At 55.9% G+C, this 24,977-nt stretch carries 27 protein-coding genes; 10 read left to right on the top strand and 17 right to left on the bottom strand.

Annotation, left to right across the window (positions count from 1 at the left end; all coding sequences use genetic code 11):
• Positions 1-10 precede the first annotated feature (10 nt).
• Positions 11-337 carry a site-2 protease family protein gene (locus AC2FHX_RS03945; protein ID WP_496679596.1) on the bottom strand — a complete coding sequence of 109 codons (327 nt, stop codon included), beginning with the start codon at positions 335-337 and terminating at the stop codon, positions 11-13.
• 68 nt (positions 338-405) lie between these two features.
• Here AC2FHX_RS03945 and AC2FHX_RS03940 point away from each other — a divergent pair, with 68 nt between their 5' ends.
• The gene (locus AC2FHX_RS03940; RefSeq protein WP_496700231.1) at positions 406-648 is read left to right on the top strand and encodes a hypothetical protein; all 243 of its coding nucleotides are present in this window, start codon (positions 406-408) and stop codon (positions 646-648) included.
• A gap of 160 nt (positions 649-808) precedes the next feature.
• On the opposite strand, the gene AC2FHX_RS03935 is transcribed toward AC2FHX_RS03940, so the two are convergent.
• From AC2FHX_RS03935 to AC2FHX_RS03915, 5 genes are all read right to left on the bottom strand, one after another.
• The gene (locus tag AC2FHX_RS03935) at positions 809-1,201 is read right to left on the bottom strand and encodes a hypothetical protein (RefSeq protein WP_496700232.1); all 393 of its coding nucleotides are present in this window, start codon (positions 1,199-1,201) and stop codon (positions 809-811) included.
• Positions 1,202-1,296: 95 nt separating this feature from the next.
• Positions 1,297-2,169: a 3-hydroxyisobutyrate dehydrogenase gene (gene mmsB / locus AC2FHX_RS03930; protein ID WP_496700233.1), complete on the bottom strand. Its 873-nt coding sequence runs from the start codon at positions 2,167-2,169 to the stop codon at positions 1,297-1,299.
• A 3-nt stretch (positions 2,170-2,172) separates the two neighbouring features.
• Positions 2,173-3,213, bottom strand: a complete 1,041-nt coding sequence (locus AC2FHX_RS03925) for an enoyl-CoA hydratase/isomerase family protein (RefSeq protein ID WP_281972159.1) — start codon at positions 3,211-3,213, stop codon at positions 2,173-2,175.
• A 7-nt stretch (positions 3,214-3,220) separates the two neighbouring features.
• The gene (locus AC2FHX_RS03920) at positions 3,221-4,363 is read right to left on the bottom strand and encodes an acyl-CoA dehydrogenase family protein (RefSeq protein ID WP_142634037.1); all 1,143 of its coding nucleotides are present in this window, start codon (positions 4,361-4,363) and stop codon (positions 3,221-3,223) included.
• A 128-nt stretch (positions 4,364-4,491) separates the two neighbouring features.
• Positions 4,492-5,607: a carboxylate-amine ligase gene (locus AC2FHX_RS03915; protein ID WP_142634035.1), complete on the bottom strand. Its 1,116-nt coding sequence runs from the start codon at positions 5,605-5,607 to the stop codon at positions 4,492-4,494.
• 144 nt (positions 5,608-5,751) lie between these two features.
• Between AC2FHX_RS03915 and AC2FHX_RS03910 the strand changes: the two genes are divergently transcribed.
• A complete protein-coding gene (locus AC2FHX_RS03910; RefSeq protein WP_496700234.1) occupies positions 5,752-6,597 on the top strand; it encodes a class I SAM-dependent methyltransferase in 846 nt (281 codons plus the stop codon).
• Between the two features lie 77 nt (positions 6,598-6,674).
• Positions 6,675-7,151 carry a fasciclin domain-containing protein gene (locus AC2FHX_RS03905; RefSeq protein ID WP_281972158.1) on the top strand — a complete coding sequence of 159 codons (477 nt, stop codon included), beginning with the start codon at positions 6,675-6,677 and terminating at the stop codon, positions 7,149-7,151.
• 55 nt (positions 7,152-7,206) lie between these two features.
• Here the strand turns inward: AC2FHX_RS03905 and AC2FHX_RS03900 are convergent, their stop codons facing one another.
• Both AC2FHX_RS03900 and AC2FHX_RS03895 read right to left on the bottom strand, forming a co-directional pair.
• Positions 7,207-7,794, bottom strand: a complete 588-nt coding sequence (locus AC2FHX_RS03900) for a L,D-transpeptidase (RefSeq protein WP_185956612.1) — start codon at positions 7,792-7,794, stop codon at positions 7,207-7,209.
• Positions 7,795-7,996: 202 nt separating this feature from the next.
• Complete coding sequence (locus AC2FHX_RS03895) at positions 7,997-9,496, bottom strand: CoA-acylating methylmalonate-semialdehyde dehydrogenase (RefSeq protein ID WP_496691299.1); 1,500 nt, start codon at positions 9,494-9,496, stop codon at positions 7,997-7,999.
• Between the two features lie 101 nt (positions 9,497-9,597).
• Here AC2FHX_RS03895 and AC2FHX_RS03890 point away from each other — a divergent pair, with 101 nt between their 5' ends.
• The 3 genes from AC2FHX_RS03890 (at position 9,598) to coaD (ending at position 11,575) form a co-directional block, all read left to right on the top strand.
• Positions 9,598-10,500 (top strand): LysR family transcriptional regulator, encoded by a 903-nt coding sequence (locus AC2FHX_RS03890; RefSeq protein WP_281972156.1) that lies wholly within the window; start codon positions 9,598-9,600, stop codon positions 10,498-10,500.
• A gap of 60 nt (positions 10,501-10,560) precedes the next feature.
• Entirely contained in the window at positions 10,561-10,998 is a 438-nt protein-coding gene (locus AC2FHX_RS03885) for a CBS domain-containing protein (RefSeq protein WP_142634023.1), read from the top strand.
• A gap of 85 nt (positions 10,999-11,083) precedes the next feature.
• Complete coding sequence (gene coaD, locus AC2FHX_RS03880; protein ID WP_142634021.1) at positions 11,084-11,575, top strand: pantetheine-phosphate adenylyltransferase; 492 nt, start codon at positions 11,084-11,086, stop codon at positions 11,573-11,575.
• On the opposite strand, the gene gap (AC2FHX_RS03875) is transcribed toward coaD, so the two are convergent.
• The 3 genes from gap (AC2FHX_RS03875) to gap (AC2FHX_RS03865) form a co-directional block, all read right to left on the bottom strand.
• A complete protein-coding gene (gene gap / locus AC2FHX_RS03875) occupies positions 11,567-12,571 on the bottom strand; it encodes a type I glyceraldehyde-3-phosphate dehydrogenase (protein ID WP_496679618.1) in 1,005 nt (334 codons plus the stop codon). The genes coaD and gap (AC2FHX_RS03875) overlap by 9 nt on opposite strands.
• 82 nt (positions 12,572-12,653) lie before the next feature.
• Complete coding sequence (locus AC2FHX_RS03870; RefSeq protein WP_496679620.1) at positions 12,654-12,797, bottom strand: hypothetical protein; 144 nt, start codon at positions 12,795-12,797, stop codon at positions 12,654-12,656.
• Positions 12,798-12,868: 71 nt separating this feature from the next.
• Positions 12,869-13,870 carry a type I glyceraldehyde-3-phosphate dehydrogenase gene (gap, locus tag AC2FHX_RS03865; protein ID WP_142634017.1) on the bottom strand — a complete coding sequence of 334 codons (1,002 nt, stop codon included), beginning with the start codon at positions 13,868-13,870 and terminating at the stop codon, positions 12,869-12,871.
• 184 nt (positions 13,871-14,054) lie between these two features.
• On the opposite strand from gap (AC2FHX_RS03865), the gene AC2FHX_RS03860 reads away from it, so the two are divergent.
• On the top strand, positions 14,055-15,017 hold the full coding sequence (locus AC2FHX_RS03860) for a DUF808 domain-containing protein (protein WP_496679624.1): 963 nt from the start codon (positions 14,055-14,057) through the stop codon (positions 15,015-15,017).
• A gap of 58 nt (positions 15,018-15,075) precedes the next feature.
• Here the strand turns inward: AC2FHX_RS03860 and tkt are convergent, their stop codons facing one another.
• The gene (gene tkt / locus AC2FHX_RS03855) at positions 15,076-17,100 is read right to left on the bottom strand and encodes a transketolase (RefSeq protein ID WP_496700235.1); all 2,025 of its coding nucleotides are present in this window, start codon (positions 17,098-17,100) and stop codon (positions 15,076-15,078) included.
• A 234-nt stretch (positions 17,101-17,334) separates the two neighbouring features.
• On the opposite strand from tkt, the gene AC2FHX_RS03850 reads away from it, so the two are divergent.
• From AC2FHX_RS03850 to AC2FHX_RS03840, 3 genes are read left to right on the top strand one after another with little or no spacing between them, the layout of a single operon-like run.
• On the top strand, positions 17,335-18,081 hold the full coding sequence (locus tag AC2FHX_RS03850) for a hypothetical protein (RefSeq protein WP_496700236.1): 747 nt from the start codon (positions 17,335-17,337) through the stop codon (positions 18,079-18,081).
• Complete coding sequence (locus tag AC2FHX_RS03845) at positions 18,081-18,476, top strand: cell division protein ZapA (protein WP_281994664.1); 396 nt, start codon at positions 18,081-18,083, stop codon at positions 18,474-18,476. Before AC2FHX_RS03850 ends, AC2FHX_RS03845 begins: the two co-directional genes overlap by 1 nt.
• Positions 18,477-18,508: 32 nt before the next feature.
• Positions 18,509-18,826, top strand: a complete 318-nt coding sequence (locus AC2FHX_RS03840; protein WP_496700237.1) for an MliC family protein — start codon at positions 18,509-18,511, stop codon at positions 18,824-18,826.
• On the opposite strand, the gene grxD is transcribed toward AC2FHX_RS03840, so the two are convergent.
• From grxD to AC2FHX_RS03815, 5 genes are all read right to left on the bottom strand, one after another.
• Entirely contained in the window at positions 18,827-19,189 is a 363-nt protein-coding gene (gene grxD, locus AC2FHX_RS03835) for a Grx4 family monothiol glutaredoxin (RefSeq protein ID WP_281972151.1), read from the bottom strand.
• 1 nt (position 19,190) lies between these two features.
• Positions 19,191-19,466, bottom strand: a complete 276-nt coding sequence (locus tag AC2FHX_RS03830) for a hypothetical protein (RefSeq protein ID WP_282021284.1) — start codon at positions 19,464-19,466, stop codon at positions 19,191-19,193.
• A 238-nt stretch (positions 19,467-19,704) separates the two neighbouring features.
• Complete coding sequence (locus AC2FHX_RS03825) at positions 19,705-19,941, bottom strand: BolA/IbaG family iron-sulfur metabolism protein (protein ID WP_142634001.1); 237 nt, start codon at positions 19,939-19,941, stop codon at positions 19,705-19,707.
• 134 nt (positions 19,942-20,075) lie between these two features.
• Complete coding sequence (gene purL, locus AC2FHX_RS03820; RefSeq protein ID WP_496700435.1) at positions 20,076-22,235, bottom strand: phosphoribosylformylglycinamidine synthase subunit PurL; 2,160 nt, start codon at positions 22,233-22,235, stop codon at positions 20,076-20,078.
• A gap of 234 nt (positions 22,236-22,469) precedes the next feature.
• Positions 22,470-24,719, bottom strand: coding sequence for a mechanosensitive ion channel family protein (locus AC2FHX_RS03815; protein WP_271946936.1), 2,250 nt, complete (start codon positions 24,717-24,719; stop codon positions 22,470-22,472).
• Positions 24,720-24,977: the final 258 nt, after the last annotated feature.

Here is a 24,977-nt window from a genome sequence, read left to right as displayed (position 1 = left end):
CGCGGCAACTTCAGTATTTGGCGTATCGCAGCGTCTGCCAGTGGCGCAGTATTGGCGGAAAGAACAGTAACACGAAGCCGAAGCTGACATGGGCAAAAATCATCATCGGGATCCATAGCAGAACGCCAACCAGCCCAATAATCCCGGAAACACGCGCGGCTGAGTTCGCCGACATAATGCGCGTGAGCAAAGCAAAGAGCAGACGCCCCCCATCCAGCGGCATCAGGGGCAGCATGTTAAACAGCGCCAGCCATAGGTTTAGCTCTACCCTCACCACCAGAACCCAGCCAATTTCGGGCGAGTTGGAAACGGTTCCAGCAATGAACACACGGTCCACAGGGTCAGGTTCACAATCGGCCCCATGGCCACAATCAATTCGTCTTCATATGCCGAGGTTGACCGGCGATGTTCGCAGAATCCGCCGCCCCCATAAACGACGATTGGATTGACTGGCACGCCTTGCGCAAGACAGCCCCATGCGTGGCCCAACTCGTGCAGGAGGATCGAAATCAACTAAATCGCCACGAAGGTGAGCGCATAGAGCAGGTTGACCGGATCGGCCTTAAATCCGACAACGATCAAAACCAGAAAAATAAGGCTTTGGCTGAAATGTATCGGTACGTTCCATCGGCCGCGGGGCTCAAATAGCACGTTTTCAGTATTCATAATAAAACCTCGAAATAGTGAGGTTTATGATGATGTTAGATCGTGTCAAAATTTTAAAACAGGCCGGAAAATGCCCGAGCCTGCTTACTTTCTCAAATCGACTGTGGTTGGTTTTCGCCCGCTTGAATTCAGGCCGTGCTTGTCAGTTCAGGATGTCTGCAACCGCGCCGATCAGGTTCAGAACTTTGCGTGTATCTGGGTCGACCCGATACACGTAGTCGCCTGCGCGGACATAGCTTCCCCTATTCAGCCCATACCGAAACGGATCATCAATCCAGCGATAGTCGCCATTGATAAACTCGCCATTTCTGTACAGCTTTTTGGCCTGTCCCGGAGGGACACAGGGTACGTTTTTCTTAGCCAGACCCGGCGGGCAGTGGCCGGCGTTTCCAGTTGCAACAATACCGCCCTGAGGCGCAATGCGGATGACCTTATTCTTGTTCTTGCCGTTTCCTTTCCCGTTACCGGCCATGGCCGCCACCGGGGTCATGACCAGAGCAAGAACAGTAAGCGCTTTGACCAAATTATGCGTCATCGTAGCCCCCTGGAATCGATGTTGAACTTCTCCATTAGATGGACATCGGCAGGAAAGGGGTCAACCCTATGGGCAGGAAGCCGCCCAAGGGCATCCTAGTTCCGACCGCGCTTTTCAAATCGCGGAAGCATGGCCGAGAAGTCCAGCCCCAGCCCATCTTCGCTTTCGACGAATTGCTGATACAGCTCGGTCGCCATCATCCCCATTGGGGTGTCGGCATCCGTGCTTTCCGCCGCCTGCTGACTGAGGCGCAGGTCTTTCAACATCAGTTCGGCGGCAAAGCCGGGTTGATAACCATTGTCGGCCGGGCTTTGCGGGCCGATGCCTGGGGCAGGGCAGTATGCGTTCATCGTCCAGCTATAGCCCGAGGAGGTGCTGACAACGTCGAACATTTTCTGCCGGTCCAGCCCCAACTTGTCGGCCAGCGCGAAGGCCTCGCAGGTTGCAATCATGGTGACGCCCAAAATCATGTTGTTGCAGATCTTGGCCGCCTGACCCGCGCCCGCGTCTCCGCAATGCACTGCCTTTTGCCCCATGATGTCGAACAAGGGCCGGGCTTTTTCAAATGCCTCGGCGCTTCCACCTGCCATGAATGTCAGCGTCCCAGCCGAGGCGCCTCCGATACCGCCCGAGACGGGCGCGTCGACGGCCAAAACTCCCGCAGCCAAAGCCATATCGGCAACAGCTCGAGCGCTGTCGACATCCACTGTCGAACAATCGACCCAGACGGCCCCTTCATTCATCGCTGGAATGATCTCATTTGCGACGGATCGAAGTATCTGGCCATTCGGAAGCATGGTGATGACGATGTCTGCGTCTTTTGCAGCGTCGGCCCCTGACCCAGTCAAAGTAACACCGGAAACCGACACCTCGGCCATATCAAACCCAGCGACTTCATGCCCGGCATTGGCAAGATTGACTGCCATTGGATTGCCCATGTTTCCAAGGCCGATAAACCCGATTTTCATTCTTTAATCCTCCTCGAATGTCAGGGCGACGCTGCCCAGGGGCCGCAGCATTGCGGAAATATCCACGGCGGGAACAGGTTTGCCATGGTGACGCCAATTAGGAGAGCGATCCTTGTCTATGATCTGCGCGCGGATACCTTCCAGAAAGTCTCCGTGTTCCATGGCGCGCGCCGTAAAGCGGTATTCCATCTCCAGGGCTTTTCGGATCGACAGATCCAGCGCCTTAAGCCGATGGATCATTTCAATGGTACAAGCCACGGATAGTGGAGAGTTGCGGCCCATCAACTTTTGCGCCGCGTCAGAGAACGGGGTCTCGGAAAAGCGCAACGCGTTGAGGATGTCGTTCAACCCCTCGCCATTGAAAAGCACGTCGATTTCCGCCTGGACCTTTTCAAGTTTACCTGTGGGTGGCGTCTGGGAATGCTCGACCAACAGGTCTGTGCTCCCGGAAGCTTCGAGCAGTTCGATCAAGCCGGGCCATTCTTCAATGGGGATAAAATGGTCGGCAAAGCCCGCATAAATGGCGTCCGCAGGGCCCATTCGGTGACCTGTTGTGCCCAAGTATTCTCCCAGTCGACCCGGAGCCAGCGCGAGCATCAGAGAGCCACCAACATCCGGCACCAAACCGATAGAGCACTCGGGCAGGGCAATCTGAGATGTTTCACAGACTATGCGGTGGCTTCCGTGGCACCCAATTCCGACGCCGCCACCCATAGTAAACCCTTGTAGGAAACTGACCACGGGCTTGGGGTATTCGAAAATCAGTGCATTCAGCCTGTATTCATCGCGCCAGAAAGTCTGCCCATAGGCAAAGTCGCCTTTGCACCCGGTATCATAAAGCTCTGCGATATCTCCCCCGGCGCAAAATGCTTTATCGCCAACGGCGTCCAGTATGATCAGGTCAACTGACTCGTCCTCGCGCCAGTTGCGCATGGCCGTATCTATCGCCATGCACATGTCATAACTCAGCGCGTTCAAAGACTTGGGGCGTGTCAGAGTGATGCGTCCAGCGCGGCCGGTAGTGTGAATTTCAATATCTGGCATCGGGGTCTCAGCGTTGGGCAAGCATCTGACGAGAAACAATGACGCGCATGATCTCGTTTGTGCCTTCCAGAATTTGATGAACGCGCAAGTCGCGGACAAGCTTTTCGATACCGTAATCGGCGAGATACCCATAACCGCCGTGCAGTTGCAGGCATTGGTCGACCACTTTTGATCCGGTTTCAGTCACGAATTTCTTGGCCATTGCACAGAACTTGGTGGCGTCCGGAGCGCCCGTGTCCAGTTTCCAGGCCGCCTGACGCAAGAACGTCCGGGCCGCCTGCAATTCTATTTCCATATCCGCAAGCCTGAACTGCAGCGCTTGAAACTGATCAATCGACTTCCCGAATGCCTGACGCTCGGACATATACTGAAGCGTCATGTTCAGACCTGCTTGTGCCGCCCCCAAAGAACATGAGGCAATATTCAAGCGACCGCCATCCAGGCCCATCATCGCATATTTGAATCCGTCACCTTCTGTACCCACCAGATTGCCCGCCGGAACTTTGCAGTCGTCAAACTGAACCTGTGCCGTTGGTTGGCTTTTCCAGCCCATCTTTTGTTCAAGCGCGCCAAAGCTAAGACCTGGAGTGCCATCTTCGACATACAGAGTTGAAATCCCTTTGGGGCCATCCTGTCCGGTGCGCACCATACAGACATAAGCATCTGAGTATCCGCCGCCCGAGATGAAGGCCTTTGTTCCGTTCAGCGTATAACCTTCGTTCGTGCGTTCGGCGCGAGTTTTCAGCGCGGCTGCGTCCGAGCCTGATCCGGGTTCGGTCAGGCAGTAGCTGAGGACTGTATTCAGGTTAAGAATATCCGGCATGATCCGCGATTTCAGCTCATCCGCGGCAAATGTGTCCAACATCTTGGCGCACATATTGTGGATCGTCAGGAAGGCCGCGACTGAAGGGCAAGCCATCGAAAGGGCCTCGAACACCATCGTCGCATCCAGCCTACTAAGACCGGAACCGCCACTATCTTCGGACACATAGAGACCGCCAAAGCCAAGCTCTCCTACACGGGGCCAAAGGTCTTTGGGAATAGTGCCATCTGCCTCCCATTGCCGGGCGAAGGGTGCGATATGCTCCTGCCCGAACTCATAGGCCATATCGAAGATAGCAGTTTGCTCTTCGGTTGGTGCAAAATCCATTGGTTTCCTCCCACGTCGCCGGATGAATTGAACGAGTGTTTATTTCCTGATTCTTACAGAAATTTTGCACGCCCAGCAATTCCTGACAGGGATATTGCGAAAACGATTAGATCATACTTCGAGGCAGGTCATAAATCCTGATGGAATTCTTCGATCAGATGCTGAACCACAGCCCTGCCTGCATCCGCACCTTTGGCCGTCGCTTCGGCGTGAACACGTCGTTGCCGCGTGGCAGATGTGCCGTTTTGTGCGATTTGCTGTAGCCGGGCAAGTTCAGTCATGGTGCCCAGTGCTTCGGCGTCTTCGGCCAGCATACCCATCAGTTCCCCCATAAGTTCCGGCATGGGCTTGATGGATCGATCCCCGAAATCAATCATGCCTTCGCCGACTCCGTAACGCTGCGCACGCCACCGGTTTTCACCAATCAGGAACCTGTCATATTGCCGCCAACGCAAATTGCGGTCTTTCAGACGGCACAACATTCGAACCAGCGCCTGCACCATGGCGGCCAGCGACAATGTGTGCTCCAACCTCGGCTGCACGTCCATGATGCGTGTTTCAAGCGTTGGAAAGCGATGCGAGGGGCGCAAATCCCACCAGATTTTCGAGGTATCCTCGATCACGCCAAGTTCGACCAGAATGCCTGTCGTACGTTCATATTCCGACCAACTTGCCAGAACAGGTGGTAATCCGGTGCGGGGCAGGTTGTCGAATACGGTAAGACGATAGGAAGACAGGCCGGTATCCTCTCCGTTCCAATAGGGCGAGGATGTGGAGAGCGCCAACAGATGCGGCAGGAAATAGGAAAGCTGCGGCATCAGGTCGGCCCGCAAGGATGGTTCTTCAACACCGACATGCACATGCATCCCGCAGATCAGCATCCGTCGCGCGACACCGCCCAGGGCATGCTGCAAGGCGTCATAGCGCTCTCGGCGCGTGTGGTGCTGTTTCTTCCAGTCCGCAAAGGGGTGGCAGGACACAGCAATCGGGGCCAGATTGTATTCGGCGGACCGATCCGCCACACCCGCCCTCAGGCGTTTCAAATCTTCTCGGGCCGTGCGGATCGTCGCATGGGGGCGGGTGCCAACCTCGATCTGGCACTGCAGAAACTCAGGGCTGACCTGGCCCTGAAAATCGGCCTGGCAGGCTTCCATCAGGGCAGCGGGTGCTTGGGCAAGTTCAAGGCTGTCGCGGTCGACCAGAAGATACTCTTCCTCAATGCCCAGCGTGTATTCCTGCTGCATGGCGGCCCTCTTTCTAGCTTTATGCGAAACAGTGAATACGGAAATACGCTTTTTGCCAAGTGTTTACCGGCAGAGTCCTTGCGGTCATCGGGCTAGCAACGGTAAGGAACGGGTCAAAGTTCAGAAGAACCCCGGAGCCTTTGTGTGAAACCCAGGAAATTCCCCCGGCTGAATGCCGTTCTCGACCGATTTGGTGTCAGGCTGATTGACAAAGTCACGGAACGGGACGAGCGCGCCCGGCTGGAGGCGTTCGAAAGGGCAGGCGGGCTGACCCGTCCGGCTTATTCGTTGTCACCGGGAATGGCCGATTTCGACATCTCGCAGCTGGTAGCCGAATATGGTGAACATGCCGCCGCTTTGGCTGCATTGAAAGATCCGTCCCGCAATCAAACCGGGTATAGGATCGGCAACGGGTATTATGACAGCCCAGATGCGGATGCGTTGTATCTTATGGTCCGTCGTTTCAAACCCAAGCGGGTGATTGAGGTTGGCTGCGGTAATTCAACGCGCGTGACACGGCAGGCTGTATTGGATGGCGGGCTGCAGACGCAAATCACCGCGATTGATCCTTATCCGCGCGCGGACATCGCGCATGTTGTCGATCAATTCGAACAGAAACGGTTGGAAGAGGTCGATCCAGCCCTCTTCGAACAGCTTGAAGCGGGTGACATCCTGTTCATCGATTCCAGCCATGTTGTCCGGATGAGCAATGATGTCGCGCATCTGTTCTGTCGCATCATACCGGCCTTAAATCCGGGCGTTGTGATCCATGTGCACGATGTTTTTCTACCCTACGAATACCCCAAGCGGTTCTTCTATGATTGCCCGGGATGGGGCGAGCAATATATGTTGCATGCATTGTTGCAATCTAGTGCATATTCAATGCTTTGGCCTGGATACTTCTTGCAACAGGATCGCCAGGATGCGGTCGAGGCGCTACCGTTTTTGAAAGATGGGCGCGCGCAAAGTATTTGGGTTCAGGTCAAATAAATCTGACACCAAATTGATCCGGTGCAGCGAAACGCCCGTACCCCTTTCCATAACAACCTGGATAGGAGATCTCAAATATGTTTCGCCGTACTTTCCTGAGCGCCGCCGCCGCAATCGCACTTACCTTGCCGGTTCAAGCGAAGGCCGCCGATATCGTGGATACCGCCGTATCTGCCGGATCATTCACCACTCTGGTCGCGGCGGTTCAAGCGGCGGGTCTGGTCGATACGCTGAAAGGGGACGGTCCGTTCACCGTTTTTGCCCCCACGGATGAGGCCTTTGCCGCACTGCCCGAAGGGACGGTGGAAACGCTGCTACTGCCCGAGAACAAAGACCAACTGGTCGCAATCCTGACTTACCATGTGGTTCCGGCCAAAGTCATGTCTGGGGACATCGCTGGCAAGCGCGCCAAAGTTCTGACCGTGCAGGGTGATCGCCTGAGTGTGAATGGTAAAAACGGCGTCAAAGTGAATGGCGCCAAGGTTGTGCAGGCCGATATCGAGGCCAGCAATGGCGTGATCCACGTCGTCGATGCGGTGATCCTGCCGGAATAATTGGCAACCACCGTGTTCAAGCAAAAACCCCGGCCGTTATGGCCGGGGCGTTCTGTCAGACCAATCTGACCTTGGTGCCAACCTGAACCAGCGGGTACAATTCTTCAACATGCTGATTATAAAGGCCAATACATCCAGAAGAACTTTGGCGACCAATCTTGCGCGTATCGTGCGTGCCGTGCACCAGATATGCTGGCCAGCCCAGATACATCGCCCGCGTACCCAGCGGATTTCCGGACTCGCCACCTTCAATTCGGATGGGCAGGTTCGGGTCGCGCTCGCGCATTGAGGCGGTCGGGGTCCAGCTTGGGTTTTCGCGCTTGCGTACTACTTCGGTATAACCACGCCTTGTGAGTTCTTCGCTCATAGGGACTGAGCTGGGGTACAGTTTGTACGTCCCGTCGGCCCCCCAATAGTGTACAGCGCGGCTTGTGATATCTGCCAGCAGGCAGCCGACACCTAACTCATCGAAGTGATCCTGCCAATTCTGGTGCGAGAATGAAGAGACATTCCGCCGCACAGCGAGCTGTGTGCTGATCGCCTCTTCGTCGAGCGGGAAAGCATCGGCGCTGCTTTGTGCCCGCACCAATGCAGGTGTCATCAACAGAGACGCTGCACCTAACAATGCAGAGCGACGGGTCATGCGGGGATCTGACAAATTGGCCTCCGGTTCAGGAACTGCTCGCGCGAAACTGCGTGTAACTTATGTTTTGCTGATCAGATTTCCTAGGGAGTGTTGAGTGAATTTATTGTGAAGCGAACATCACAAGCGAAACTTGGCCGTGTATTGAAAAAAGCCCGGCCAGTGGTGGCCGGGCTGTGTGGATCCGCCGCTTTCGTTTGGATCAGTCCATGGCTTTGAAGTTGAACTCGCCGCCTTCTTTGATGCCTGACGGCCAACGCGCGGTGACCGTTTTTGTGCGTGTATAGAATTTGAAGCTATCCGCACCATGCTGGTTCAGGTCACCGAACATGGATTTCTTCCAACCGCCAAAGGTGTGATAGGCCAACGGAACCGGGATCGGAACGTTGATACCGACCATGCCAATATTGATCCGGCTGGCAAAGTCACGCGCGGTATCTCCATCGCGGGTGAAAATCGCCGTGCCATTGCCGTATTCGTGATCCATAGCCAAGCCAATCGCTTCTTCGTACGATCCTGCGCGGACGGTCGACAAAACCGGACCAAAGATCTCTTGCTTATAGATGTCCATGTCGGGCGTCACGTGGTCAAACAGGTGAGGGCCGACGAAGAAGCCGTCTTCATAGCCCTGCAGGCTAAAGTCGCGATTATCGACAACCAGTTTGGCACCCTGTTCAACACCCGAGCTGATCAGTCCCAAAATGCGCTCTTTGGCAGCACCGGTCACGACCGGTCCCATGTCAACATCATCGCCGGCAGTGTAGGGGCCGACCTTCAGTTTCTCGATACGCGGAATAAGCTTTTCGATCAGCGCGTCGGCGGTATCCTCTCCGACCGGGACGGCAACCGATACGGCCATGCAGCGTTCGCCAGCCGCGCCGAAACCGGCGCCAACCAGGGCATCTGCTGCCTGGTCAAGATCGGCGTCGGGCATGACGATCATGTGGTTCTTGGCACCGCCGAAACACTGCGCGCGTTTGCCGTTGGCCGTGGCGCGCGAATAGATGTACTGCGCGATTGGGGTCGAGCCCACAAAGGAAACGCCCTGAATGATCTCGCTGTCCAACAGGGTGTCCACGGCCTCTTTGTCGCCATTGACCACCTGGAACACACCTTTGGGCAAACCTGCCTCAACGAAAAGTTCCGCCAGCATCAAAGGTACTGAAGGATCGCGTTCGGACGGTTTCAGAACAACAGCGTTGCCACAGGCCAGGGCAGGGCCCACATGCCACAGAGGCATCATGGCCGGGAAGTTGAACGGCATGATCGAGGCCACAACCCCTAAAGGCTGGCGCATAGAATACATGTCGATGCCTGGGCCCGCACTGTCGGTGAATTCGCCTTTCAACATCTGCGGAGCACCGATGCAGTATTCGATCACTTCTAGACCGCGCTGAAGATCGCCTTTCGCGTCAGGGATCGTCTTGCCGTGCTCGCGGCTCAGCGCTTCGGCCAGCTTGTCCATGTCGCGGTTCATCAGGTGAACCATCGCCATCATCACGCGCCCGCGTTTTTGCGGGTTCGTTGCACCCCAGGCCGGTTGTGCGGCTGCGGCGCTAGCAATGGCTGCTGTGGTCTCGGCAGCACTTGCCATCGGGCATTTGTACTGTACCTCGCCGGTAGCGGGGTTGAACACGTCATCATATCGGCCGGACGTGCCGATGACATTCTCACCGTTGATGAAATGGGACAGTTCGTTCATTGCGAATTCCTCCGAAGGTCTGCGCGCAGAATAGGCTTGCATAAATGGCTTGAACAGAGGCAATGTCCCAAAGGTGTTTTGCAAAATTGCAAAGGTGAAGCGTGACACCTAATTGGGATGATATGAGGGTCTTTCTGGCCGTTGCCCGCGAAGAAAGCCTTTCGGCGGCGGGACGATTACTTCGGATTGACCCGGCTACGGTCGGACGCCGTGTTGCGCGGTTGGAAGCGTCTCTGGATGCGCCGCTGTTCACCAAATCGCAGCAGGGATATGTGCTGACCTCAGCTGGTGAGCGTTTGATGGACCACGGTCTAAAAGCCGAAGAGGCGATGCGCGCTGCAGCAGGCGCCATGGCTGAACCATCTGAGAGGTTGAGCGGACAAATCCGGATCGGCGCACCGGACGGGTGTGCGAACTACTTGTTGCCGCAGGTGTGTGGCAAGATTTGTGACGCCAATCCCAATCTGGACATACAAATTCTGGCCCTGCCGCGCGTCATCAACCTTTCCCGCCGTGAAGCCGATATGGCCGTGACCGTTAGTGCACCGACCGCTGGAAAACTGCTTGTACAGAAAATTACCGATTACAAACTTCATCTTGTCGCAACGCAGGAATACCTTGCCGATCACCCTGCGGTTCATTCCATCAGCACGTTAGGGGGGCATCGTATGATCGGATACATACCCGATATGATATTCGACCGCGAACTGGACTATCTGGTCGATCTGGGTGTTGACCGTGTCGCGCTGGCCTCGAATTCGGTCTCTGTCCAACTGCGGCAGGTTTCGCAGGGATCAGGGATCTGCATTGCGCATGATTTCACACTGCCATTTCACCCGAAGTTGAAGAAAATATTGGTTGATCAAGTGAGTTTGACACGCAGTTTTCATCTGGTCCGACATCAAGGTGACCAACGAAACGAGCGGCTGAATCGGTTCGCGCAGGCCCTGTCCCAAGGGATTCGCGATGAAGTTGAGCGGCTTGAGGCTGAAGCTTCACCTTGACAGGCTATTTCATTCCGGCAACGCTTTGGAAAACACGAAGTTATTTCGGAGGTTACGTCAATGCTTGTTCAGGCCATTCTGAAATCCAAAGCCACCGGAGGCGTGGTGACAGTTGCTCCTTCGCGCACAGTTTCAGAGGTTGCAGGAATCCTTGCGGAAAAGCGCATCGGAACGGTGGTTGTATCAGAAGACGGCGGCAAGACCGCATCAGGCATCTTATCAGAGCGTGATATTGTGCGCGAACTGGCCGCAAGCGGCAGCGGATGCCTATCAAAACCCGTAAGCGCGTATATGACCCGCGAGCTGGTGACAGCGACGCAACAGGATACTGTCCAGGATATAATGTCGCGGATGACCGAAGGGCGCTTTCGCCATATGCCGGTTGTTGAGGACGGTAACCTCGTTGGCATTGTTACCCTAGGCGACGTTGTCAAAGCACAGCTTTCCGAACTGGCAATGGAAAAAGACGCATTGGAAGGCATGATCATGGGCCATTAAGCCCATAGAAACGCGACGCAACTACTTGCACCCATAGCCAAGTTATGTTTGCTTGCGCAGAAATTTCGTTGCGCAGGAGGCGGCAATGAGGGTTGGATTGTATCCCGGAACATTTGATCCGATCACCCTGGGTCATATTGATATCATCCGTCGCGCGGCCGCTCTGGTTGACAAGCTCGTGATTGGGGTGGCGATCAATCGGGAAAAGGGGCCGTTATTTTCGTTGGAAGAACGGGTCGAGATGATCGAAGCCGAATGTTCCTTTCTTTCCGAACAGACCGGAACTGAAATTGTCGCCCATCCTTTTGAAAACCTGCTTATCAACTGTGCCCGCGACGTAGGTGCTCAGGTCATTGTCAGAGGCCTGCGTGCTGTTGCGGATTTCGAGTATGAGTTCCAGATGGTCGGTATGAACCGCGCATTGGACGACTCGATCGAGACGGTGTTTCTTATGGCTGAGGCCCGCCATCAGGCGATTGCCTCGAAACTGGTGAAAGAGATCGCGCGATTGAACGGGGACGTGTCGAATTTCGTCACGCCCCGCGTAAATGACGCGCTGCGTGCGCGCTTAGGATAGCGCGCCCATCGCGGCCGCTGTGTCCAGCATCCGGTTAGAAAAGCCCCATTCATTGTCGTACCAGGCCAGCACCCGGACCAACGTGCCGTCTGTCACCTTGGTTTCAGCCAAAGAGACGGTCGAACTGTGTGCGTCGTGATTGAAGTCGATCGACACTAGTGGGCGGTTTTCCGCAGCCAGGACACCGGGAATATTGGCCGCGGCATCAATGAACAACTGGTTGACCTCTTCTTCGGTTGTTGGGCGCGACACCTCGGCCACCAGATCCACAACCGAGACGTTCGGAGTGGGAACACGGATTGCCTGTCCAGTCAATTTACCTGCCAACTGGGGCAATACGAGACCTACGGCTGAGGCTGCCCCCGTAGTGGTGGGAATCATCGACAATGCAGCCGCGCGTGACAGATACGGGTCTTTTCCGGCGGTATCGTGAACTGGTTGGCTGGCTGTATAGGCATGAACGGTTGTCATGTTTCCGTGGACAATGCCCAAACCCTCGTCCAGCGCCGCAGCTACGGGCGACAAACAGTTGGTCGTGCAGGATGCGTTCGAAACGATCGTATCCTCGACGGTCAGCTCATGGTCATTTACCCCGAAGACGATGGTTTTGACCGCACCATCCCCGCGGGCAGGAGCAGAAATCAAAACTTTTTTGGCGCCGTTGTCAAAATGGCGCGCCGCGGCTTCGCGCGTGCGGAACACGCCTGTGCATTCGAGAACAACGTCAATATCGGACCAATCGAGTTTCTCAGGCTCACGTTCGCTGGTTAGGCGGATCGGGCCTGCACCGACATCCAAACTGGCGTCGGTCAGGGAAACGGGCTTTGTATAACGTCCATGCACACTGTCGAATTCAAAGAGATGCGCGTTAATTTCGGGTTTGGCCAAATCGTTTATGGCCACGATCTGAACGTCGGTCCGCCCAGATTCCATCAAGGCCCGCAAAACACCGCGCCCGATCCGTCCAAATCCATTGATTGCCAACTTGAGTGTCATGGTCTGCTCCGTCTGGGTGTCTGTTATTGCAAAGTTAGCGCTAACAAAGCTAGATCAAGGAAAAAGTCAAGAAAAACCTCTGTCAGCGCCAGAAGGCGAGCCAGTCCAGGAAGGTGTAAAGTTTCTTTCCCAGGAAGATCAGGTTCTCAGAGTCGAACATTGCGTAATCGACTAGCAGACAGCCAAGTATTAGAAGGCCAAGCCAGATAGCAATTTGATTGGTCATGTTGGCCCCGAATGAAAACACCCGCCCAGATAAACTGAGCGGGTGTAAAGGTACAACATTTCTACGGCGTTTTAGTTAAGCCGTCCCATGGCAACGGCGACGTCTGCCATACGGACCGAGAAGGCCCATTCGTTGTCATACCATGCCAGAACACGAACCATGCGGTTGTTAACGACCCGTGTCTGGTCTGGTGCGAAAATCGAGCTTTCTTCGGTATGATTGAAATCGGTCGAGACCAGCGGCGCGGGCTCATAGCCCACGACGCGCTGCATTGATCCCCGTGATGCTTCACGAACGATGGCATTAACATCTTCGACAGTCACGTCACGCGCCGCATGGAAAGTCAGGTCGACAGCAGAAACGTTTGGTGTTGGTACACGGATAGCTGAGCCGTCCAAACGACCCTTCAGGTTCGGCAGAACTTCGCCCAGAGCTTTGGCTGCACCTGTTGAAGTTGGGATCATGGACATTGCCGCAGCGCGCGCGCGATACAGGTCACTATGACGGCGATCCAGTGTCGGCTGGTCGCCGGTATAGGCATGGATCGTAGTCATGATACCGTGTTCGATCCCGATACCTTCGTCCAGCACCTTGGCAAGCGGAGCAAGGCAGTTCGTAGTGCAAGAGCCATTCGAAACCATTCTATCTTCAGTAACCAGGCTGTTGTGGTTCACGCCATAGACAATGGTTTTATCAACATTCTTACCTGGCGCAGACAAAAGAACCTTCTGAGCGCCGCGTTCCAGATGCGTTTTGGCTTTCAGGCCATCGTTGAATTTTCCGGTGCATTCCAAAACGACGTCACAACCTTCCCAATCAAGCTCGTTCATATCGTAAGTCGAGAACACCTCCATTGGGCCGCGGCCCAAATCCATGGTGTTGCCTTCGATCGAAACATCGCGGGGAAAGCGGCCGTGGATGCTGTCGTATTTCAGCAGGTGGGCGGTAGTTTCCAATGGGCCGGTCGCGTTGACCTTGATCACTTCGATGTCGTTGCGGGCCGATGCCGCAATATGCGACAGGGTGCAGCGGCCGATACGGCCAAATCCATTGATGCCGACCTTGATGGTCATCTGACGTCTCCAAAAATGCGCTTGCTCTGCGGGGCATATAGCGGCACAGACGCTTTCTCAAAAGGGCAAAAGTGACATATTCTTAACGTGTTAGCGCAAACCTTCGCCGGTTGCGCTAACGCTTGCGCTAGCCGTCGGATCGGGTAGGGTCCCCTGGCGACAGGTGAGATGAGAGGAAACACGCATGAGTGGTTTGTTGGCACTGTTGGATGATGTTGCTGGCATAGCAAAGGTTGCTGCGGCGTCAGTGGACGATGTGGTCGCTGCCGCCGGCAAGGCCGGGGCCAAGACTGCGGGCGTGATCATCGACGATGCAGCAGTTACTCCGAAATATGTGCAGGGCTTTGCCCCGGCGCGGGAATTGCCGATCATCTGGCGCATTGCGCGCGGCTCGATTTTCAACAAGATTATCCTGCTGTTGCCAGTCGCTTTGTTGCTGGCCAATTTTGCACCCTGGTTGATAACGCCCTTGTTGATGCTTGGCGGGTCCTATTTGTGCTTCGAAGGGGCAGAAAAGATATTTCACCTGCTTTTCCCTCATGGCAGCCACGTTATAGACGAAGATATGAAGGTCAAAGACCCGGGCCATTTGGAAGAGCAGAAGGTCAAGGGTGCGATCAAAACCGATTTCATCCTGTCCGCCGAGATCATGACAATCGCCCTTGCCGCCATCGAAGCACCGAATATCTGGATGCAGGCGGCAACGCTGGCCGTTGTTGGACTAGGTGTGACTCTGGCCGTTTATGGCTCGGTCGCCTTGATCGTGAAGATGGACGATGTGGGCCTTTTCCTGGCGCAGAACGCACCAACGCCGATCGGGCGCGGATTAGGGCGTGGATTGGTCAAGGCGATGCCGGTTGTCATGAAAGTGCTGTCGATTGTCGGCACAGCTGCGATGCTGTGGGTTGGCGGCTCGATCATCATTCACGGGCTTGAGGTTCTGGGTTTTGGCTGGTTGGGGCATCAAATCCATGACATGGCCTATGCAGCCGGGCATGCGGTTTCGGCGCAATGGGAAGGTGCCGTGGAGTGGATTTCCAAAGCCGCGATGGATGGCATATTCGGACTGGCCTGGGGGTTCGTGCTGATCCCGATTGCAACCAAAGTGGTCGCGCCGATTTTGTCTCGGAAATCTGAAACGCATTAATCAGAAAACGAAAAGGGCGGCGCATGGCCGCCCTTCGCTTGATGTTTGAAATTGGGAATTACAGCTCCAGCAATTCCTTGACCTTTGCAACTGTGGCCTCTGCAGTGATGCCGAAATGTTTATACAGTTCATCAGCGGGCGCAGACGCGCCAAAGCCCGACATGCCGATGAAGCCCGCCTTGGCGTCACGGCCGCGTTCCCCCAGCAGCCAGCGGTCCCAGCCTCCGGCGCGGACGGCGGCCTCGATGCCGACACGGACGGCTCCACCGGGCAGAACCCGCTTGCGATACGCTTCATCCTGCTCGGCGAACAGTTCCATGCATGGCATCGACACGACGCGCGTGCCAATGCCCTCGGCCTCGAGCATCGCCTTGGCTTCCATCGCCAGCGACACTTCCGAACCGGTTGCGATCAGGATTGCCTGACGCTTGCCTTCGGCTTCGGCAAGAACATAGCCGCCTTGTGCAGTCAGGTTTTTGGTTTTGTGATCCTTGCGTACGGTCGGCACGCCTTGGCGGGTCAGAGACAAGACCGAAGGGCTGTCCTTGAAGGTCAGCGCCAGTTCCCAGGATTCCGCTGTTTCAACGGCATCCGCCGGGCGGAAAACATAGGTATTCGGTGTCGCGCGTGAGATCGCCAGATGCTCGACCGGCTGGTGGGTCGGGCCGTCTTCGCCCAGACCGATCGAGTCATGGGTCATCACAAAGACCGTGGGTATCTTCATCAGCGCTGCAAGCCGCATCGAGGGCCGCGCATAGTCGGTGAACGCCATGAAGGTACCGCCATAGGGGCGGATGCCGCCATGCAGCGCCATACCGTTCATCGCGGCGGCCATGCCGTGTTCGCGGATACCATAATGGATGTACCGACCCTTGCGGTTTTCCGGCAGGAACACGCCCATATCGGCCGATTTCGTGTTGTTCGAACCGGTCAGGTCAGCAGAGCCGCCAATAGTTTCCGGCATGATCGGATTGACCGCGTTCAGAACTTTCTCGGACGAGGCACGGGTGGCCAACTTGGGCTGATCTTCCGACATCTGCTTTTTGAACGAGCGGATGGCCCCGGCCAGCTTTTTGGGTGCCTCGAACGCATAAGAGCGGTTGAACTCGGCCTGTTTGCGTTCAGAGATCTGCGCGAAACGCTCCTCCCACGCAGAACGCTCGGCTGCGCCGCGCGAACCGATTGCTTCCCAGGCTGATTTGACATTTGCCGGGACTTCGAAGGCGCCATGGGGGGCGGCATAGGCCTCTTTGGCCGCTTTCAGCTGTTCCTGATCGGTCAGGGCGCCGTGGCCTTTTGAGGTATCCTGCGCCGCGTGACCCAAAGCGATATGGCTTTCGCAGGCGATCATGGTCGGCTTGTTGGACGATTTCGCCTTGGTGATGGCCTCGTCGATGGCCTGCGGATCGTGGCCGTCAATCTCGATAACCTGCCAGCCAGAGGCGGCAAAGCGTTTCACCTGATCGGTCCGGTCAGCGATGTCGACCGTGCCGTCGATGGTGATGTTGTTGTTGTCCCAGAACACGATCAGCTTACCCAACTCATGACGGCCGGCCAGCGTGATGGCCTCTTGGCTAACACCTTCCATAAGGCAGCCATCGCCCGCGATGACATAGGTATAGTGATCTACGATCTTCTTGCCGTAGTGAGCGCGCTGGATTTCCTCGGCCATGGCAAAACCAACGGCATTCGAGATCCCCTGACCCAGCGGGCCGGTTGTGGTTTCGATCCCGTTGACAAGGAAGTTCTCGGGGTGACCTGCAGTTTTTGCGCCCAGCTGACGGAAATTCTTGATCTGTTCCAGCGTAACGTCAGCGTTCCCAGTGAGATACAACAGCGAATAGATCAGCATCGAGCCGTGACCGGCGGACAGGATGAACCGGTCGCGGTCGGGCCAGCTTGGGGCCGAGGCGTCGAATTTCAGGTGCTTTTCGAACAGTACGGTCGCGACATCGGCCATGCCCATTGGCATACCGGAATGGCCGGAATTGGCGGCGGCGACGGCGTCGAGGGTCAATGTGCGGATGGCCGCAGCTTTGTCCCAGTGTTCGGGGTTGGCATTGCGCAGCGCAGTCAGGTCCACGGGTGTTGTTCCTTTGGATTACAGGCAGATGGCCGCTCAATACCATTCAGCCCTCAAAGTGCAAGTAGAACTGGGTGCTGCAGGGTTTTGCTGGATCAAGAATGTGACCCAAGTCGTTGAAAGCAAACAGTGGGTATTTTCGATGCCATTGGGTTAGACTAGGCCAAGACGCGTACAAGGTTGATTCGGATAACCTCGCGAAACAAGGAACCTTGATAAAAAGGTGGCAGGGGCATGAGCCAGATCGAAGAACTACAACGCCGTATTGTGGCCGCGATGGATCGGATTGGATCCGGCATTGCGACATTGGCGGAAGTTGGCGCAGGCAGCGGTGGAGAAGATAACACTCTGCGTGTAGCTCTGGATGATGAGAGGGTTGCGAATGCTCAACTTGAAGAGCGTCTCAGATCATTAAAAGAAAGACACGATTCCGAAGTCGATGCCATGCGCCTAGAAATCGAAGGCTTGCGTAATACCCCGTCCGATAATCAGGAAAGTGCAGCGCTGCGCGAGCAACTCGACGATGCCAGGGCACAGCTTGCCTCGGTCGAAGCCGCACGGGCCGAGTTGGCAAGCGCAAAGGCAGCATTGGAAGATCAGGATGTTGTCGAAGAACTGAAAGCCGAAAATGCCCGTCTTCGTTCGGAATTGGCGGATAGTGAACGCGTGGCGGAACTCAGCGCTGAGTTAGAAATGCTGCGCGCCGAACGCAGTAGCCATGGCTCGGCGATGTCGCGTCTGGATGATGATCTGCAGCGCATGCGCAAAGCCAACGAACAACTACGAATGTCGGTCGAAGAGCTGCGCGCAGCTGCAGAAGACGGAATGACCGATGCGGATCTGTTGAACCGTGCCACAGCTGCCGAGCTTGAGGCAACGCGCGCAGCGCAGGCCACCGATGCGGCCGAAGCACATGCCGTGCTGGCCCGGTTGGAACCGTTGCTGTCTCAGGCGAAATTGGCCGAAGGAGAGGTGGAATAATGCCTGAATTGACCATTCAAATCGGGGGGCGCGGCTTTGAGGTTTCGTGCCAAGAAGGCGAAGAGGTTTTCCTGCAAGCTGCTGCAAAATTGCTGGATGATGAAGCGCAGGTATTGTCGGATCAGATCGGTCGGATGCCTGAATCCCGGATGCTTTTGATGGCTGGATTGATGTTGGCAGACAAAGCCGCCGCCACAGGTGACAAAATCAACTCGCTGGAAAATAAGCTGGCGGAGGCCGAAGCCGAGCTTCGGAACCTGCGTAGCATGCCACAGCCCGAGCCGGAAAGAATTGAAGTTGCCGTGGTTCCACCTTCGGTCACTGACACCTTGGCAGAGTTGGCTGCTCGGGCCGAGGCAATGGCGGCATTCATAGAAGAAAAGTCAACGAAATGATAAATATGCGTACTATTGCTATTGCAACTTTCATGTCTGTGTCAGCGCAGGTTTCCTGGGCTGGGATCGATATTCTGCCCGTCACATTTACTTGTGATAACGGCGTGCCTCTTGAGGTTGCCTATTTCAATGCCGAGGATGGATCCAGCGCGGCAGCCATGATGGTCGACAATAAGCTGGTGACTTTGCACCAAGCTCAGAGCGGCTCTGGTATCCGCTATGAATCCGACGGAACAACTGGCACTTACATCCTGCGCTCCAAAGGCTGGGACGCCACGGTGAGCTTTCTGGCGACAGGTGCAGATGCCGCCAGCGAGCAGGTCTTATTGGGAAATTGCGTCAGTCGCTGATCAGGCGTTTGCTTCCCTGATTTTATCAGCGGCTTCCTTGTTGTAGCCGACACCGTTGTCATCAAACAAGGTGTCCAGCTCACCTGACAGGGTCATCTCGGTGATGATGTCGCATCCGCCTACGAACTCGCCTTTGACATAGAGTTGCGGAACAGTCGGCCAGTCAGAATAGTCCTTGATCCCCTGACGCAAGCCTTCGTCGGCCAGTACATTCACGTCAGCAAATTCTACGCCCATGTAGTTCAGCACGCCTGCCACGCGCGAGGAGAATCCGCATTGCGGCATTTCCTTGGTGCCTTTCATATATAGCACCACATCATTGGCTTTGACGGTCTCGTCGATCTGGGTTTTCACGTCGGTCATGTTACTTTTCCTTGTCATCCGCATCCGGGGCGGTCGTTTCATCCTGTGATGGGGCGGCGACCCATCCTTCCTTTTCCAGCCGTCGGTGTTCGGCCTGCGCCAGGGCCAGCGGATTCAGCCCGTATCTCTCGATGCCGTCAACCTTGCTGATTTTGTCCGGGTTTGGACGCATGTCGACCAGTTTACGCTTTCTGTTTCGCTTCACATAGGCCTCGATCAGCGCGGCGGCAACTATCAAAGCCGCGATTGCTGATATCCAAGCCAGCCATGTACTCATTTTTTTGGAGCCATGGCTTTAGCGTATTGCTGCGGATCTCGGGTCACCCTCGCCACAGTCGGGTGTCCACCGCCCGGGCCGCCCGTATGCACGCCATGAGTTATTAGTTGATCTCCTTGGCCGGGTTCGCTTCCGCGAGCTTTCTTATTGGTGCCGGGCAAAAAAGCTGATCGAACAACCAATATGCACCCAACCAGCGCCACCAAAGAGCAAATCCCGTAAATCCAGAAAGTCGTGCTCACTCAGGCACTTTCGTCGTCAGAGCCAGCGCGTGCAAGTCGCCATCCGGGCCGTCCATCTTGCCTTTGAGGGCTGCATAAACTGCTCGCTGTTGTTGCACCCGGTTTTTGCCACGAAAGCTCTCATCCACGACCATGGCCGACATATGTACGCCGTCGCTGCCGCCGACCTGAATGTCCGCATCGGGAAACGCGTCGCGCAGCAGGTTCTCAATCTCGTGGGCGCTCATCGGCATGTAGGTTTCTCCTGAAAGTCTTTCCCAAGATGTAGTGCGCCGGGGCGGGGCGCGCAAGGGTCAGATAGACGCCCCGAAATGACAAAAACCTGCACTTGTCAAAGTGCAGGTTTTAAGAAGCGCAGGTGCCAAAATCAGGCGACGGCTTCGGCGAAGCTGTTGCGGAAAGTGGCAGTCAGTTCATCAAGCAAGGCCTCAGAAGAGCCGATGCGGACGCTGTCGCCCGTGAACCGCCCGACCGATACCAGTGGAACGCCAGCCTGACCTGCGGCAATCATCAGGGCTTCGGCCTGGTCAAAGTTGCAGGCGACCAGATAACGGGCCTGATCCTCGCCAAACAGGAATTCGGTCGAGGCGTCGTCAAGCGTTATGCCGACGCCGGTTGCTTCGGCCAGTTCGAAGGCTGCCAATGCCAGACCACCATCGCCAAGATCGGTGCAAGCCTTGATCATCTCTCGGTTTGCGCGGATGAACTCTCCGTTGCGCTTTTCGGCGTCCAGATCGACATGCGGCGCGTCGCCATCTTCGCGGTTGAACACTTCGGCCAAAAGGGCGGATTGGCCCAGATGCCCCTGCGTATCGCCGATGACCAGAGCCACGTGGCCGTCGCGGACCTCATTACCTATGATCTCGTCCGTGTGCGCCAGAAGGCCGACCGCTCCGATTGTCGGGGTCGGCAGGATCGCTTGACCGTCGGTTTCGTTGTAAAGCGACACGTTGCCGGACACGATGGGCATATCCAACGCTGCGACGGCCTTACCAATGCCTTGGATCGCGCCGACGAACTGGCCCATGATCTCGGGCTTTTCCGGGTTGCCAAAATTCAGGTTGTCAGTGGTCGCTAGTGGCAATGCCCCGACGGCGGTCAGGTTGCGGTAGGCTTCGGCAACAGCTTGCTTGCCGCCTTCTACAGGGTTGGCTCGCACATAGCGCGGGGTAACGTCACTGGTGAATGCAAGAACCTTGTCGGTGCCGTGTACACGAACCATGCCGGCGCCCAGACCAGGCGTACGCACGGAATCGGCCATAACCATGGTGTCATACTGCTCGTAAACCCATTGCTTGCCCGCATAGTTGGGCGAAGCGAGCAGGGCGCGCAGACCGTCGATTGGGTCGATCTGAGGTACGTCGGCCAGATCTTCTGCTTGCGGTGTAGGCTCCCACGGGCGATCATATTCGGGCGCGGTTGAGGAGAGTTTGGACAGAACCAGATCGGCTTTGACCTCACCATTATGCATGATCAGAAAGCGATCTTCGGCGACGGTTTCACCCACGATAGCGAAATCCAGATCCCATTTATCGAAAACGGCGCGAGCCTCGGCCTCAAGCTCGGGTTTGAGAACCATCAACATGCGTTCTTGGGATTCCGACAGCATCATCTCATAGGCTGTCATGTTCTCTTCGCGCTGGGGGACGTTTTCCAGATCAAGCCGAACGCCCAGACCGCCTTTGTCACCCATCTCAACTGCGGAACAGGTCAGGCCCGCCGCGCCCATATCTTGGATCGAGATCACTGCGCCGGTTTGCATCAGCTCCAGCGTCGCTTCCATCAGGCGTTTTTCGGTGAACGGGTCGCCAACCTGAACGGTGGGGCGCTTTTCCTCGATCGTGTCGTCAAATTCGGCGCTGGCCATGGTGGCTCCGCCCACGCCGTCGCGTCCGGTCTTGGCTCCAAGATAGACAACCGGCATGCCGACGCCCGATGCGGCTGAGTAGAAAATCTTGTCACTGTCAGCCAGCCCGGCTGCGAAGGCATTCACAAGGCAGTTGCCATTATAGGCCGGGTGAAAGCGCACTTCGCCGCCAACGCAAGGGACGCCGAAACAGTTGCCATAGCCGCCGATACCTTCGACCACGCCATTGACCAGCTGACGGGTCTTGTGGTGGCCGGGTTCACCAAAAGACAGCGCGTTCATCGAGGCGATTGGGCGCGCACCCATGGTGAAAACGTCGCGCAGGATACCTCCAACCCCGGTGGCCGCACCTTGATAGGGTTCGATGTAAGACGGATGGTTGTGGCTTTCCATCTTGAAGACCACGGCCTGACCATCGCCGATATCGACCACACCTGCATTTTCACCCGGTCCGCAGATCACCTGGGGTCCAGAGGTGGGCAGGGTGCGCAGCCATTTCTTGGAGGATTTGTAGGAACAATGCTCGTTCCACATGGCCGAGAAAATGCCCAACTCGGTAAAGGTTGGCTCGCGCCCGATAATCTCCAGGATCATCTCGTATTCTTCGGGTTTCAACCCGTGCGCGGCAATCAGATCCGGGGTGATGGCGGGCTCTTGCATCGTCTGTCCTGTGTCCATGGTGACCGAGATTGCGGGCCTTGTAGGGCAAGGGCGCGTCTGTGGGAAGGGCCAAGTCAGCGCAGGGTCGAATAACGTAACCGGCATATGCCAATTTCGAGCTTTTCTGCGCTTTGTGTACCCAGAAAAAGAAACGGAACCGCGCCAGTGGCCGGTTCCGTCTATAGTACTTCCTGCCAGGCGGCCCAAAAGCCGCGTGGCGTCTGTATCTGGTCTTTAAGCTGGGGTTTCTCCCTTGTTGATCGAGTCCGCCGCAGCGGCCCCAACAGCAGCTTTTTGTTGTTCGGTAAGGTTCTCGGCCTCTTCCAGACCAGGAATTGCTACGCGAACTTCGCGGCGGGCAAAGTCGATGCCATTGGCATTGAACTCGGCCTTCACCCGGTTGAAGATTTCCTTGCGAAGCGTGAACTGCTTGCCCGGCTTGGCCATGAACTTGCCGCGGATGATCATGCCAACATCGTCAAAGTCGAAAACACCTTGCGATTTAAAGGGCTGCAAGAAGCCTTCTTTGTGGGTTTCGTCCGCCATCATCTCGGCGCCGATCTTCTTGAAGATCTTCTTGACCTTGTTGGGATCAGTGTCAAACGGCACGGTGAACTTTAGCTTCATGATCACCCAGTCACGGCTGAAATTGGTCAGCTTTTGAATCTCGCCATAGGGGATCGTGTGAACGGGCCCACGGTGATGGCGGAGCTGCATCGAACGGATCGAGATTTTCTCGACGGTGCCCATGGTGCCACCGACATCGACATATTCACCCACGCGAAACGCATCGTCGATAAGGAAGAAGACACCGCCGACGATATCAGCCACCAGCTTCTGAGCGCCGAAACCGATCGCAAGACCAAGGACACCGGCACCTGCCAGAAGTGGGGTGATGTTGATGCCCAGCGCGCCCAATGCGAGCAGGCCGAAGATGACCGCAATCGTGACTTGCGCCGTGATCCGCAGCAGGGGAAGAACCGTCGCCAGACGTGAGCCGCCTGCACCGCCACCCTCGCCACCGGCCTCTTCATCCAGCTCTTCTGCCGTTGTCTGTTCCTTGGCAAGACGACGGTTGATCCATAGTGAGACGACCTCGTTCAAGATGTATCCGACAGCGATGATCATCAGGAATTCGATAACCGTACCGCCAACGTCGGTTCCGATCCCGGCAGAGGCGACATGTCGAAGATCAAGCTGCCAGACCCGCGCGATCATAAAGACCACAAACAGGCCCGCCAGCACGCGACCGATCCGGATATAGCTGCGCTTGGCTGATTTATAGGCGCGTTCGGCCAATGGTCCGTCGCCCAACATTGGGGGTTGAAGATGGCGCACGAGGCCACGGATCAGCGTATCAAGCGCTGGTGCGATCAGCAGCCAGAACATCGTCGTGAAATGTGGCCCTTTGCCAAGCAGGGCAAGTGTTCTGGGATCACGCTGTGCGATCAGGAATTCGACCAGGAACCATATCACCACCGAAACGCCGATAGCGAAGTAGGGATAGTAATGAGCGACCTTTTCATCGAATTTGGTGTGATCCGGGTCCGTGCCCAACATCATCTGAGACAACCCTTCGCGCGCGGTCCAGGCGATGATCCCAATGTATATATGGATGCCAGCGTTCAGCCAGAAACCGATACGCGTATCGGCCGGGGTGATACCGTTAAGCAAGTTGAACCGTACGATAAAGAGCGTGAGGCCGATCAATAGAAGAAGGCCAATCAGGTTGCGATGCAGATATTTGGCCCAATGATCGTCTATGTTGACCAACCGGTAATGTGGCTTTTTGGGCGCCAGTACAAAGCGTGAGGCGGCTGCGCCCAGACGCGGAATCCAAATCAGGTAGAAAACGAATGGGGCGGCATAGGTAAGCTGTTCTGTCGTCAGCAAGCCCCGTCCAATCGCCCGGATAACAACATAGAACACAACAAGTCCTGCGATTTCCCGGCAGAAACGGCGGAACAAGTAACGTACCGCGCTCCAAAGATCGGCATCGGAATTCCCATCGGGCTCTTCGTGCCATTTGCGGGTGAGAAACCCAAACAATTTTTCAGCAGCGTATCCGGCCACCAGAACTGCTAGAATCAGCCCAAACAGGCCAAACACCCCGGTAGATCCGAATTTCGCTGAGAAATTGCTGAACGCCTCAACCTGGGCGCTGACGATATTTGGCAATGTGGTCAAAACCTGCGTCCAAGAGGTAACCATCTCGGCCCAGATTTCACTGATTTCGGTAAGCGGATCTTCATGGTTTTCGTTTGCTGCCGCCTGCTTTTCTGCAACCGCGTCGAGCCGTTCCAGCAAAATGGCGCGAACCTGATCGTCGGACATACGTGCCACCAAGCCATCAACCTGATCGGGCGTCAGGTCCTCTGGAATTGTGACCGTAGACGACGCGGTCCCACTGTCTTGTGCGTGTACTGGTACCGCAAGAAGAATGGCGGAAATCAACGCCAGTAATAGGCGGAGTGGATGGTGCATGAATTTTCCCTCGAACACGAATTTTTGATCTTTTACGGGATCATAGGCGCGGAGGTGGAAATTTCCCAGCAGTTTTCGGCTGTTCGGTGTCACCGATTAAGCCAGGACCAAAAAAAAGGCCGAGCACTAAGCTCGGCCGTAGTCCAACAGGGAGGTATGAAGATGATGAGCGTTACAGCATCACCGCCTTCGAGTGCTCATTTAGGCATCAGCTTGATAACGATCAAGGCGTTTCAGTGTGATAGTCCGTCATGTCCG

Source organism: Ruegeria sp. CDSC042 (genome assembly GCF_059610745.1).
This window is presented reverse-complemented; position numbering and strand designations above follow the sequence as displayed.